We start from the raw sequence: 13,219 nt of genomic DNA on the forward strand, positions 1-13,219 counted from the left end.
GCACCTTAGATAACGTTAAACAAAGTAATCTATACCGCCTAAAGCTCCATTCACGATTGGCTGCTGTAATACACCTTCAGGTACTTCGCCTTCAGCCAGACCTTGCTCTGCACTATGGCCATGACCATTGCCATTTCCGGCCATTTGCTGCTCGTCACCTTCGTCTTGCGACCCTTGTTCGACGGATGATTGCCCCAGCTCAATGCCCTTTTCAGCCAACATCTCTTTTAACTTAGGAGCAGCATTATCAATCGCTTCTTTAGCATGTAAGGTTTGCACCACGAAACTCACGTTCGCTGACTCCCCACTTACCGACACCTTTACGTGCATTGAACCTAATTCAGCTGGGTCTAAGCGTATGTCTGCTACCAATTGATTGGCATTAACCATAAAACGTACTTTTTCAGCTAATTGCTGGTGCGCTTCAGGTTTGGCTAAATTCAATGCTTTATCAAATTGCCCTTGCTGCAACTGGCTTGCCTTAGTTTGTTCAACCATATTGATGCCCTGCTCACGATAGGTAGCATTAACCGATTGCTGATGCGAAACCTGTTCTAGCGCGCTACTCATCAATTGGGCCACGTCTACTACCTGCATCATTGACCGCGTAGCCAATTCTACCTGCTCAGGCTTAGTTGAAAGCATATTGCTTGCCAACTCTGGTGACGATTTTATGGCGTCATTCACCAAGGCCTTTAAATCAATGCCGGGCTCACGGCCTTTTTCAAGCTGAGCTTTAACTTCGGCCAAGCCTGTTTTTAAAGCAGAAATAAAATCAGTGGTACCGCTGACGTCTGCTTTGGTGTCAACTTTGCTCAAAAGGTTACTCAAATCAAGGCTTGCGGGGGGCGTTAAGTCACTCTCTATCTGACCTGTATTTGTCACCACTGTGCCAATAGAGGATTCACTCACGGAGCTTGTACTTGCCGTGCCTCCTTGCTGTAATTGCTTGGCTAATATTGCTAAGGCACTCTCAAGTTTTTCTGGGGGCAACTGTAGAAGCTTTTTTAATTCAGGTGTACTTTCTAACAAGACAAGCTGTTGTTGCGTTAGCTCAGCGTCTAATTCAGAGGCACCAGCGTCAAGCCCAGAGACAAGAGCGCTTTGCTCAGTTGCTTGTTCAATAAGTTGCGACACTGTTTCGCTACTGCCCGCTTGTGGCTCACTCCCCTTTACCCCAAGTGTTTGTATCGCTACATCACCTTTGGCTGTTTCTTTTGTGGTGGCAGCTTTTGCATCCATTAAACTGAAAACAGCTTGAGCAAGCTCGACTAGTTCTTGCTCATTAAGTACTAACTCTTCTTCTGCAGATTGTATTAGCGTATCTGAAACTTCGCTGGTCTGAGTTTCAAGTGTCCCTTCAGTACCGGCATCAACGAGCGCTACTTTTGACTCTTCACTTATTTGCTCTTGTGTTGTGAGTAATTGCTTTAACGCACTCATTAGTTCTGGTTGCCCCTCAAGCGCAGCCATCATTTTACTCACATCATCAGCGGGTATTTTGCCTTCAGCTATTTTACCTTCAACGCTATGCTCATTTGCGCCTTGCGCTGATCTGCTATCGAGCTGGGTATTATTCATTTTGTTCAGCAAAGCTGCTACCAGTGCCAACTGGTCACTTTCTGGCATACCAGCAATATCGTCACTTGCGTTTGAGCCAGAAACTGTTTCGATAGCGTCCTCGGCATTGATGGGAAAACCTGCACTATCAATAATTCCTTTAAGCGAGCTTTCATCGGCCACACCCGCTTTTTGACTATTACCTTGCGCTTCGCTGTTACCTTTGCTCTGAGCGTTTGCCACAAGCTGTTCAACTATCGATAACCAATGATTGCCCTGTGCATCATCTTTAACCTTTGTGGTAACCAAGGTATCAACCTGTTCTGATGACGTCACGTTAGCCTCGGCTGTGCCCATCTGAACTTGCGCCGATATGTCGATATTTTTACCGTCCGATTCGTTTTGCGCTGTACTTTTACTTGCAAGACCATTCTTATCAGTTGCAACCGTGTTACCTCGCTCTGCAGCAAAAGGCTGCGCTTGTTTGCCCAACGCATTTGATTCTTCGCTAGGGGAAGTATTTGATAGCGCGTCTTGGGTCGCTTTTTCTGATGCGACAACACTTTTTTGTGCAGCTTGCTTATCTTTTTTACTGGTGCGTGGCTGTACGTCAGCTTTAGTCTCAGGTGTTGCCTTAGCTGACTGATGAGATTTATTCTCCTTAGCTAACATAAAGGCAAATTCATCTGCATTTTGCAGTTTAGAGGCGCTTTTATCACTCACATCAACCGCGTAAGCGGCAACGTCTGATTTAGCAGTGGCAATTTGTTGCAGCATTTAAAATCCTCTACACCCAAGTGTGAAAAAATAATTATTCTATTTAAAAACAAAAACTTAATAATAGTTGTTGAATAGTAGAAGGCACTAACGGCGCTCTTTTCACGATTCAATCTCTTGGTTTTTAGTTCTTAAATTGTCTCTTGAATGAATAAGAGCAATGTTCATTCCAACATAAATGAATATACACAAAGCAGACTAAAACAAGAGGACGCGTAGAAGCACTTAGAGTTTTTTACCCGTTGAGAGGGTAGCCAGTGATTAGACTAATACTATTTGCTGCGCAGAAACTTTTGTAATGCAAGTTCGTCAAGCATTTGCTGTTCTGCTCTATCCTGCTTTTGTTGAATCTTAAGGGCTTGTTTATCGAGTAACATTTCCACAGCTTTTCGCTTGCGCTGCTGAGCAAGCCACTGTGTTTTGCGCTGCTCGGCCACCACAAGTGCATTGCTGACTTGTTTCGTTTGTTGTTCACATGCGGCATCAATTTTACCCACGAAGGACTGGTGCTGCCCATAATTTTTCGCAGCTAAACCAAGCTGGCCCTTACGGATCCCTTCTTTTAAATAGTTAACTCGATATTGCTCTAATCCAGTGAGTTTATTTTGATTATCTACTACGTTTTGCTGTGCTAACTGGTAGTCTGTGGCCATTTTTTGCTCTTTACGACGTTCCCAATCTGCCACCATTTGCAATTGCTTACTGACCGGCATATCGCGCTCCTGTCTGAAGTGAAAAATGAACGGAATAGGCAAGTTGCTCTATGCGTAGAAATTTAACCACAATCATCATGCGGGCCCTAAGCCAGTACCAAGCTTAACCATAGTTTCGACACTTTCTTCAAAAGTCAGTATTTGCTGCATACCTTGTTGTAAAAAAGCATTGATAGCAGGCTCAGCTTTAATAGATAAATCAATGCGCGGATCGTTACCTCTGGTGTATGCACCAATGCTAATGAGATCGCGGTTTTGTTGGTAAGTTGAATACACTTGCCGTATGCGCCGAGCAACTTGAACATGCTCAGGGCTAACAACCATAGGCATCACTCGGCTAATAGAAGCTTCAATATCAATGGCGGGGTAATGTCCTGAATCTGCTAGTTGACGCGAGAGTACGATATGCCCGTCTAGTATAGCTCGTGCCGAGTCAGCGATTGGATCTTGTAAATCATCCCCTTCGGTTAGCACGGTGTAAAATGCGGTGATAGAGCCTTGGTTCTCCCCGCCATTTCCAGCCCGCTCAACTAATGCAGGCAAGCGTGCAAATACAGAAGGCGGGTAGCCTTTGGTTGCAGGTGGTTCACCGACCGCCAGAGCAATTTCACGCTGGGCCATCGCGTAGCGGGTCAGCGAATCAACAAGTAATAGAACATTCATCCCTTTATCGCGAAAGTACTCGGCAATCGTAACGGCGGTTTCACATCCTTTTAAACGCATTAACGGGGATGTATCGGCAGGTGCCGCCACGACAACGGCTTTTTGACGCTCTTCATCGCCTAAAATATCTTGAATAAACTCTTTTACTTCTCGCCCACGTTCACCGACCAAGCCCACCACTACCACATCGGCACTCGTGCCTCGGGTCATCATGCCTAGCAATACACTTTTACCCACACCACTGCCTGCAAACAACCCCATGCGTTGGCCGCTGCCTACTGTAATCATGCTATTAATAGCTCGCACGCCTACATCTAGAGGTTCGCGAATTGGCTTTCTGGAAAGTGGGTTCATAGGTGGGCGGGTTAACGGCACGCGCTTTTCTGCTTTGATGGCCCCAAGACCATCTAGAGGTTGACCATTGCCGTCTACCACTCGCCCTAAAAGAGACATACCTACGGGTAGCCCTTGTTCACGGTTAAGTGGCTGAACGCGCGAGCCTGGCACTATGCCTTTAACTGCCTGAGTAGGCATCAAATAGGTAATATGCTCAGCAAATCCAACCACTTCAGCTTCAATTTCACCATCTACTGTTTGAATCAAACATTGGCTACCCACTGGCATTTGGCAGCCGACAGCTTCTAATGTTAAACCAATTCCGCGCACCAGCTTGCCGGCTGCAACGACCGGCGCTTGAGGTACCTGTTGTTGCAGTGCTTTAATATTTTCTAATAGCGAAAGTGACATAATCGGCTACTCATCTTCGTCAGGCGCAATGGTGTCTAACCCTTGCTCTAACAAAAACTTGTCCAATACGTCTTTAACCCGGCGCTCAATACTGACATCAACCGCATTACTTTGAGTAACGATATCGCAGCCACCTTGAGACAAATTAGGCGCTTCCACTAACTGCCAACCATGCTTTTCAATTTCTTGTTCACTAAAGTGCTCAGTGACTAACGCTAAATCCTCTGGGTGCAAGTGAATTTGATACTGGTTTTCATTGATGGGTAGCGCTTTTAGCCCTTCGCTTAGGGCATTGAAAATAATATCTGAGTTGGTTTTCACTTCAGCTCTTATCACTGACTTTGCCAACGACACGGCTAAAGATACGAGTTCTTTTTGTAAGGCATCTTCCACTAAAGCCACAGGGTGATGCAGCGTTGATAGCAAACTCTGCCAGCTTTCAAGTTGCTGTTGAATGGTTTCTTGCGCTTCAGCTAGCCCTTGCGCTCTACCCTCTTCAAGCCCTTGGGTAAACCCCTGCTCTTTGCCCTGCTCAAATCCCTCTTGATGTCCTTTTTCAAGGCCCTCTTGTTTACCCGCATCAAACCCTTCACCTTGAGCTGCTTCTCGAATTGATTCAATTTCTTGGGCCGTAGGGGGGCTAAACTCCTCTTCTTCATCGGTTTGATTTTCTGGGGGTTCGTATTTCCAATTCGAGCGGCGATTTATCGCATTGGTTGTCGTGCTATCGGCTTTGCTCTGATCCTCAACAAAAGGGAGATCCCAGGCGCTGATGTCTTTATCCTGTTCATTATCATTATACTTATTCATGACGCCGTGCTACTGCCACTTAGTGCCCAAAGGCTATAGGAATTCATCACCGCCTCCGCCACCGAGCATGATTTCGCCCGCATCAGCTAACCGTCGAGCCACAGACAAAATTTCTTTTTGCGCGGCTTCTACTTCGCTTAAGCGTACTGGCCCAAGTGCTTCTAGATCGTCCAGTAGCATATCCGCCGCACGTTTAGACATATTTGCGGTGATCTTCGTTTTAAGGGCTTCATCTGCGCCTTTAATTGCTTTGAGTAAGGCGTCTTGCTGAACTTCACGCAGAATAGCTTGGATCGCTCGATCATCGACTTCAGCTAAGTTATCAAACACGAACATTAAGTCTTGTATCTGTTGACTCATCTCTTCGTCCTGTTCGCGAATGGCATCCATCAATTGTCCTTCGATATTGGTGTCGAGGTAGTTCATGATATCTGCCGCAGATTTCAAGCCGCCCATTTTGGCTGCTTGCGTACCCGCTTGGCCTGCAAATTGTTTTTCCATGATTTCGTTTAATTCTTGCAAAGCGGCCGGCTGTACTTCCTCTAGGTTTGCAACCCGCATCATTAAATCTAAACGTACTTTTTCTGGGAACTGGGCGAGGATCTCAGCAGATTGTTCAGCATCTAAATAAGACATAACAATGGTTTGAATTTGCGGATGCTCGTTGCGAATAATGCTGGCCACTTGTTTTGAGTCCATCCATTTGAGGGAGTCAAGTCCCTTAGCACCTGTGCCCATCAAAATTTGATCAATAAGGTTGGCCGCTTTATCTTCGCCTAAGGCTGACGTTAACGCCCGTTTCACGAAGTCTTGACTTTGGAAACCTATGGTGCTGTATTTTTGGATTTCATCAATGAAGTGTTTATGCACGGCGGTAATCTTGGGCTGCGTCATATCATCGATTTGTGCCATAGCTTGGCCTAGCCTTTGAACTTGTTTAGGCTCTAAGTGCTTTAGAATTTGTGCTGCATCTTCTTCCGTTAAACTCAGAAGCAAAATAGCCGCTTTTTCAACACCTTCTAATTTACCAACATCATAACCGCTTTCTGCAGGGGCCGTGGTTGCTGGTGCTGTATTTTCTTCTGGCATGATGTTTATCTCTTACTCGTCACTTAGTCTGCGCGTTGCTTAGGTTATTCGTCTTGTAATAACCAGTTTTTAACCACTTGTGAAGACAACTCAGGCTCATTGGCTACCAAGGCACGAACCGCTTTGAGTACGTCTTCGTCCTTGTGTAGATCCGGCAACATAAAGCTACCATCAGCGGCGAAGCCGACTTGTGAGTCATCGAATTCTTGCGACAACATGCTGATGGTTTCATCGCCTAAGTCTAGCCCTTCATCCGCATCAAACTCATCTTTTGACGTGGTCTCTTCTGGGTAAATAAGTTTACGTAGCATTGGGCGTACAACCGCTAGCAGAAGCACGATAATTACCAAACCGCCAATCACTAACTTTAAGATAGGCATGAACTTAGGATCTTCCCAAATCGGTACTTCTTCTAGCGCCACCTCACCCTCTCGGCTAAATGGAATGCTAACGACTTCAAGTGAGTCGCCGCGGGTAACATCAAAACCGAGACCACCTTGCAATAAACGGCGAATATCGAGTAGCTCTGCCTGAGAGCGAGGTGAGAATGTGGTAGTACCATCTTCACCTGTTGTGGCTATATGGTCTAATGCGACAGAAACACTCAAACGACGAATAACACCCGTTTGCTGCTTGGTATGACTAATGGTGGTATCTAGCTCATAGTTTCTGGTTTCTTCTTTATGATTGCGCCCCGGCATAGTCGTTTGTGTATTACTCGCAATCGCTTCTTCTGGAATATTAGAATCAAGTGGAGGCTGATTGGTTAACGCCCCTGGAATGCCGCCTAAAACGCCACCCACGCTGTTGTCCTCGACGGTCATTTCGCTACGTACCGCGGGTAAATCCGGATTGTAACTACGCTTAGTCTGCTCGACCGCGGTGAAATCCATAGTAACATCAGCTTGCGCGGTATAATTCCCCAAACCTAGAACGGGTATCAGTATGGAATCTATTTTTTGAAGGTATTCACTTTCGCGTTTACGCTCCATTTCAAATTCTTTTTTACTTCTGGCCGCTTCACTGTCTTGTGAACCAGAATTAAGCAAACGCCCGTTACTGTCGGTTACTGTAACGCGCTCTGGCTCTAAGCCTTGCACTGCAGATGCGACTATATCAACAATTGAGCTTACTTCTTCACTGCCCATAATTGCGCCGCGTCGCGCGGTGATGACCACTGTGGCACTGGCCTTTTTCTCACGTCTTGCGAACACGTTTTCTTTTGGCAGAGCAAGTAGTACTTTAGCGCGGGTAACAGCACTCATTTCTTCAAGTGTGCGAGCCAGTTGTTGTTCACGAGCGTGCTTTAAACGCACTTTTTCAACGCGTTGACTGACTCCAAATCCCATGTCTTGCATGATAATATCGGTGCCTTCAGATACGCCTTGACTCAAGCCTTGGCGGGCCATGCCCAGCTTGATATCTTGATATTGATCTGAACTTACATAAACTGTATTGCCTTCAAGGCGGTAGTCTATTTGATTCTGATCAAAATAATCTAACGCTTCGATCAATTCTTGGGTTTGCATCTTAGCTAGCGGGCGATAATCAGGCTCTTGTGCCCATATCATAATAAATACTGCGATAGCTACGCATATCACTAAAGCCACAACAAGCATAAGTTGACGCACCATGTCGGTGGAGCCAAGTGAATCCATAAAGCCAGATTTTTGTTCAGCTTCTGAACCACCTGAGTATGGGTCTGCGCTAGCATTGCTCATTGCCAACTCTGTACCTGTTGCTTCTGCCACGTGTCAGCTCCTAAACCGGCATATTCATAATGGTTTTGTAGGCTTCAAGCACTTTATTACGTACTTGTACTGTTGCCTCAAATGCGATACTAGATTTTTCTTTGGCGACCATCACATCCGCTAAACTGAGACTTTTATCACCCATCTCAAAACGCTCAGCTTGGCTCTTCGCATCCAACTGCATGCTATTAACCGACTCAATCGCGTGGCCAAGCATGTCAGCAAAATTCTCACCTGACGGATTGACTTGCACACCCTGTAAACTAGCAGGGTTGATTTCACCTAACCCAGCTTTGCTTTGTAAAGCCATGCTTTGCATGTCTTGGTAAAGTGATTGTGCCTTAATGTCCATGATGTGCTCCTGGCGAATTAATGAGATGACGGTATTCAGACTTAACCAGTTAAAAGCAAAGTTAATGCCAACAAAACTACACCATATATATCAACAGCTTACATCAATATAAATGAGATGTACTGGTATGACGGTTTCTTGACGTGATGAGAGAATTGAACAATTTTGTTTTTATAGCTAATACCAAAGTGCATTAATAGGTAAAATGGTATTAGGGTAAGTTTTTGTAACAAAAGAGGAATATTGAAGGAGCTGAAAACACGACCGCCTTTTTAGGGTGGGCGGCCGATTAAATAGCAATTTAGTTGAGCAAGCGCAATACTAACGCGCTAGCATCGTGCTTGTGCGATTAAGCGGGCAACTCGATACCCACTTCGCGCATTTTCGCTAGCTTGTAGCGTAGTGTACGTGGACTTATTCCTAGGCGCTCCGCAACGTCTTTTCTGCGGCCTTGGCAAGACTGTAATGTATCAAGAATAATTTGATGCTCTTGCTGACGAAGTTCTGAGCCTAGCTTGCTTTCGTCTTCTTCTATCACAGACTCCTGAGTATGGCTCAAATCATTTTCAATAGACTCAAGCATAAGATCATCTGCCTCAATCTTTTCTCCGTCACATAAAATAAGGGCTCGTTGCACAACGTTTTCTAGCTCTCGTACATTGCCAGGCCAGTTGTGTTGTAGCATTTTACTGCGCGCAGATGAAGAGAAGCCAAGTGTAGCTGCACCCTGCTTACCACGGTGGCGTGCCACCAAATGTTCAGCCAGTGGAACGATGTCACCAGGACGTTTGTCAAGAGGTGCCCAAGTTAGCGGAAACACATTTAAGCGATAGTATAAATCTTCTCTGAATAAGCCATCGTCAACGGTTTGGCGAATATTGCGGTTACTTGTTGCAACCACCCGCACATCTAGCGGGATCATTTTGCGGCTACCTAATCGCTCTACTTCTTTCTCTTGAAGCACGCGCAATAGTTTTGCCTGTAAACCTAAGTCCATTTCACTTATTTCATCAAGTAAAATAGTACCGCCTTGTGCTTGCTCAAATTTTCCTGGGCAGGCTTGAATGGCGCCAGTAAAGGCCCCTTTTTCATAGCCAAATAAGGTCGCCTCAAGCATATTTTCTGGGATAGCTGCGCAATTAATTGCGACAAAAGGCTGTTCTGCGCGATCAGATTGATCATGAATATAACGCGCCAGTACCTCTTTTCCTGAACCGCTTGGGCCAAGTACCATAACGGTTGCATCTGAACGCGCAACACGTTGCGCCAATTGCAATAATTTGACGCTACTGGGGTCAGCGACTATGGGGTCGTATGAAAGCACTTTCTGAGCAGGTGCATAGCGACCCACTAAGTTAAGCAGCACTTCAGGTGCAAATGGCTTTGACATATAATCTGTTGCCCCGTCGCGCATAGCCGAAACCGCATCATCAATTGTGGCATAAGCGGTCATCAACAAAACGGGGACATTCGGATACTTGTTTTTCAAGCTACGCAGTAAAGACAGGCCACTCATTTCGCCCATTTGGATATCGCTAACGACTAAATCAATAGATTCTTGATTCATCATCATCAAGCCACGCTCGGCGCAGTCAGCTTCTAGGACCTTATATCCACCGAGCAAAAGAGTGTCTACCAAGGCTTCACGCAAACCAGCATCATCTTCGACAATTAAAATCGTTGTTTGAGACATAAATTTAACTCCTCGCCTATTGAGCGTGAATATTGGCATTACCAGCAGATATTTTCTCATCTGCGGTTCGCGTTAAAATGGGCAATACGATAGAGAAACATGCGCCGCCAGATACTAAATTGGTCGCCTGCACTTCACCTTGATGAGACTGAACGACCGTTTTTACCACCGCCAACCCCAAGCCGGTACCTTGGCTGCGCGTAGTGAAAAAGGGTTCAAAAATATGCTTAATTTTGTCTGCTGGGATCCCAGGCCCGTTGTCGGTAACCGTTAAACGCATACAATCGGGCTTTTGCTCGTCTCGCTCTGCACTGAAAACAATATGCGCACCTTCTGGCCGTGCGATCAGCGCATTGTGAATTAAGTTTTGTAAGGCGCCACTGAGGGCAGTTTTATTGCCGATAAAGTGAATATTTGGCTCTGGTAGAATGACATCTAAGCTACCATTGCTCTTATTGAGCATGGCCTCGCTGGCCGCTTTTACCTCTAACATCATTTCTTCGAGAGAAATATCAGCTAGTACTTGCTCATTTCCACTTTTGGCGAAAAGTAGCATGTCATTAACCTGCGCTTCTAGGTCACGTAAACGCGATAGTAATTTGTCACTGAAACGCTGAAGTGACTCCTTGGCTAAATCCCCACTGGATAGATTAGCCGCATATAGCATCGCAGCAGATAGAGGAGTACGAATTTGATGAGCCAATGAAGCAACCATCTTCCCTAGGGAAGATAACTTTTGTAGATGACCAATACGCTGTTGAAGTTGACGTGTTTCGGTAAGATCCGTAAGAACAATTAATTGACCAGGTTCATTCACCAGTGGCGTAATAGATAATTTTACTTTTCTACCATCAAACAAAGACACTTCGTGACCATCGTCAGCTTGGGGTTTAAAGGAGCGCTTGATGATATTACGCCACACTTGCCCCTCTAATGGCTCCCCTAGCAGTGATTTGGCGAGCTGATTTGCCTGTTTCACGTGGCCCTTTCCATCAAGTACAACTACGCCTGCGGGCATTACTTGTAATAGATGTTCCAGCCTAGTGGCTTGTTGACGCAGCGCTTGAATGTCTTGAGTGGATTCAATTGTACTATTGGCATCAGAAACGCAATTGGCATCAACAGCGTTTGAAAAGGATATGACAGCCCCAGTTGAAACTGGTGCCTGACTAGCCGTTAGGGTCTGTAAATTACTAAATGCCATATGGTCCTCACGTCAAAACTTAGACAGATTGAATATAGCCTTTAGATAAGCACATCCTGTGCCACAAAATTATTTATTATTAATCAGATAGTTAGATTGATTTACGTGTCATTTTTTTGTCGAAGCGAGGGGAAAGGATGGATGTTACGCTTTGCTTATATCGTACTTACGCATCTTTTCCACTAACGTAGTGCGACGCATGCCAAGCACCTCAGCTGAGCGAGCAACCACCCAGTCTTGCTGCTCGAGCGCTTGGGATATCAAGCTAACTTCCATCTCTGAAATATACTCCTTGAGATTAATGCCCTCTGGGGGTAATTCGGTAGAAGTGGTGTTCTCATCGAAGCTGTCATCTTCAGAGTCTGCATCAGCTGAAAACAAAGCATTAAGCGCTTCGCGCTCAAGTAACTCTTCTGGGTAATCAGGTTCGTAGTCGTCTACATCTAAATGACGATATTTATGCGGTAAATCACCCACATCAATAAGTTGATTAGGATACAAAATCATTAACCGCTCAACCAAGTTTGACAGTTCGCGGACGTTGCCCGCCCAGCTGTGTTCCATCAACGACTTCATGGCGTTTTCGGTAAACTTGATCTGTGCGTTTTCACGCTCCATACGGGAAACAAGCTCTTGCAAGAGTAGAGGAATATCTTCATGGCGTTCACGCAACGCGGGGCTATCAATAGGAAACACGTTTAAACGATAATATAAATCTTCGCGAAAACGCCCTTGTTCGATCATCTCTTCGAGGTTGCGGTGAGTCGCTGCAACTACCCGTACATCACAACGAATGGGTTTCATTCCACCGACCCGCTCATACGTGCGTTCCTGCAAAACGCGCAGTAATTTGACTTGCATTTGCAGTGGCATGTCACCTATTTCGTCAAGAAACAGTGTGCCACCTTCAGCTAATTCAAAACGGCCTTTTCGCGCCCCTATCGCCCCGGTAAATGCGCCTTTCTCATGGCCGAATAATTCACTTTCCAAAAGCTCACCAGGAATAGCACCACAGTTGACCGGAATAAAGGGGTTAGTTCCTCGCTTAGATAGGTAATGCACATTTCGCGCTATCACCTCTTTACCCGTTCCGGATTCCCCTAAAATAAGTACATTGGCGTCAGTTGGCGCGACTTGTTCAATAAGATGGCGTACGTTTTGAATTTGATTACTTTTGCCCACCAAACTGCGAAATAGTTTGGTTTTATTCTGCGGCGTAGTGTTGCGGTTGGGTTGCATACGACGATGTTCTTGGCATCGATGCAGCATTTGCGTTAATAAAGGGTAAGTTACCGCTTCATCAACGGCTCCAACTCGGTTGGCGCCAGAGGTAAAATTGGCATCTTTGCTATCAACCAGAATAAATGGCTGTTGGGGAAATTTATCACACAATTCCCCCGCCAGCTCCATGTCTAATGCATCGATTAAAACAGCATCAAAAACAGGATGAGATTTTAGCGTACTGACGGCTTGCTCAAATGCGATAGCAGTGCTGCTTTCACCGAGAAAGGTCAATATTGTGTTCAGATTATGCCCGAGCGTGGGTCGCCCACTGATAATCAGAATATTACTCATGCATCCCTCAATATAATCTTGTTAATTGACTGTTTTACTTCTGGTTTTAATTTTAACCATTCATTGGTGGATAGCAATAGAGGAATGAGACCTAAATGTAACGCTTGCGGAATTTAAAATAAAAATCGTTTAATAACAATAAGTTAAAAAAGTATCATACCACTAATGGTTAATATCTATGGCGGGTTTAAATGTACAAAAAATCAACTAAAAAAGGCTGTAACCGTCTTTTATTTTTATATGCCTGGGCGTGTTGATCTTTACTGTACGAATTTTGATCTAAAT

The 13,219-nt window shown here is 45.2% G+C and carries 10 protein-coding genes; all 10 read right to left on the bottom strand.

Annotated elements, in window-relative coordinates; translation table 11 throughout:
* Positions 1–15: 15 nt before the first annotated feature.
* On the bottom strand, positions 16–2,337 hold the full coding sequence (locus GCHA_RS15750; protein ID WP_007989974.1) for a flagellar hook-length control protein FliK: 2,322 nt from the start codon (positions 2,335–2,337) through the stop codon (positions 16–18).
* 272 nt (positions 2,338–2,609) lie between these two features.
* Entirely contained in the window at positions 2,610–3,050 is a 441-nt protein-coding gene (gene fliJ / locus GCHA_RS15755) for a flagellar export protein FliJ (RefSeq protein WP_007989976.1), read from the bottom strand.
* Between the two features lie 75 nt (positions 3,051–3,125).
* Positions 3,126–4,460: a flagellar protein export ATPase FliI gene (fliI, locus tag GCHA_RS15760; protein ID WP_007989978.1), complete on the bottom strand. Its 1,335-nt coding sequence runs from the start codon at positions 4,458–4,460 to the stop codon at positions 3,126–3,128.
* Between the two features lie 6 nt (positions 4,461–4,466).
* The gene (gene fliH, locus GCHA_RS15765) at positions 4,467–5,270 is read right to left on the bottom strand and encodes a flagellar assembly protein FliH (RefSeq protein WP_007989980.1); all 804 of its coding nucleotides are present in this window, start codon (positions 5,268–5,270) and stop codon (positions 4,467–4,469) included.
* Positions 5,271–5,303: 33 nt separating this feature from the next.
* Positions 5,304–6,359, bottom strand: coding sequence for a flagellar motor switch protein FliG (gene fliG, locus GCHA_RS15770; protein ID WP_007989982.1), 1,056 nt, complete (start codon positions 6,357–6,359; stop codon positions 5,304–5,306).
* Between the two features lie 44 nt (positions 6,360–6,403).
* Positions 6,404–8,110 carry a flagellar basal-body MS-ring/collar protein FliF gene (gene fliF, locus GCHA_RS15775; protein ID WP_007989984.1) on the bottom strand — a complete coding sequence of 569 codons (1,707 nt, stop codon included), beginning with the start codon at positions 8,108–8,110 and terminating at the stop codon, positions 6,404–6,406.
* Between the two features lie 10 nt (positions 8,111–8,120).
* Positions 8,121–8,462 (bottom strand): flagellar hook-basal body complex protein FliE, encoded by a 342-nt coding sequence (gene fliE, locus GCHA_RS15780; protein ID WP_007989986.1) that lies wholly within the window; start codon positions 8,460–8,462, stop codon positions 8,121–8,123.
* A gap of 349 nt (positions 8,463–8,811) precedes the next feature.
* Positions 8,812–10,155 (bottom strand): sigma-54-dependent transcriptional regulator, encoded by a 1,344-nt coding sequence (locus GCHA_RS15785; protein WP_007989988.1) that lies wholly within the window; start codon positions 10,153–10,155, stop codon positions 8,812–8,814.
* A 16-nt stretch (positions 10,156–10,171) separates the two neighbouring features.
* Entirely contained in the window at positions 10,172–11,359 is a 1,188-nt protein-coding gene (locus GCHA_RS15790; RefSeq protein WP_007989990.1) for a sensor histidine kinase, read from the bottom strand.
* A gap of 144 nt (positions 11,360–11,503) precedes the next feature.
* Positions 11,504–12,934, bottom strand: a complete 1,431-nt coding sequence (locus GCHA_RS15795; protein WP_007989992.1) for a sigma-54 dependent transcriptional regulator — start codon at positions 12,932–12,934, stop codon at positions 11,504–11,506.
* Positions 12,935–13,219 lie beyond the last annotated feature (285 nt).

This window comes from Paraglaciecola chathamensis S18K6 (assembly GCA_000314955.1).
GTDB classification, from domain to species: domain Bacteria; phylum Pseudomonadota; class Gammaproteobacteria; order Enterobacterales; family Alteromonadaceae; genus Paraglaciecola; species Paraglaciecola chathamensis.

Bases quoted from the DNA above. Each gene is read 5' to 3' on its own strand.
- GCHA_RS15790 (WP_007989990.1), bottom strand. From the start codon at position 11,359: ATGGCATTTAGTAATTTACAGACCCTAACGGCTAGTCAGGCACCAGTT.
- fliH (WP_007989980.1), bottom strand. From the start codon at position 5,270: ATGAATAAGTATAATGATAATGAACAGGATAAAGACATCAGCGCCTGG.
- GCHA_RS15750 (WP_007989974.1), bottom strand. From the start codon at position 2,337: ATGCTGCAACAAATTGCCACTGCTAAATCAGACGTTGCCGCTTACGCG.
- fliE (WP_007989986.1), bottom strand. From the start codon at position 8,462: ATGGACATTAAGGCACAATCACTTTACCAAGACATGCAAAGCATGGCT.
- fliJ (WP_007989976.1), bottom strand. From the start codon at position 3,050: ATGCCGGTCAGTAAGCAATTGCAAATGGTGGCAGATTGGGAACGTCGT.
- GCHA_RS15785 (WP_007989988.1), bottom strand. From the start codon at position 10,155: ATGTCTCAAACAACGATTTTAATTGTCGAAGATGATGCTGGTTTGCGT.
- GCHA_RS15795 (WP_007989992.1), bottom strand. From the start codon at position 12,934: ATGAGTAATATTCTGATTATCAGTGGGCGACCCACGCTCGGGCATAAT.
- fliI (WP_007989978.1), bottom strand. From the start codon at position 4,460: ATGTCACTTTCGCTATTAGAAAATATTAAAGCACTGCAACAACAGGTA.
- fliG (WP_007989982.1), bottom strand. From the start codon at position 6,359: ATGCCAGAAGAAAATACAGCACCAGCAACCACGGCCCCTGCAGAAAGC.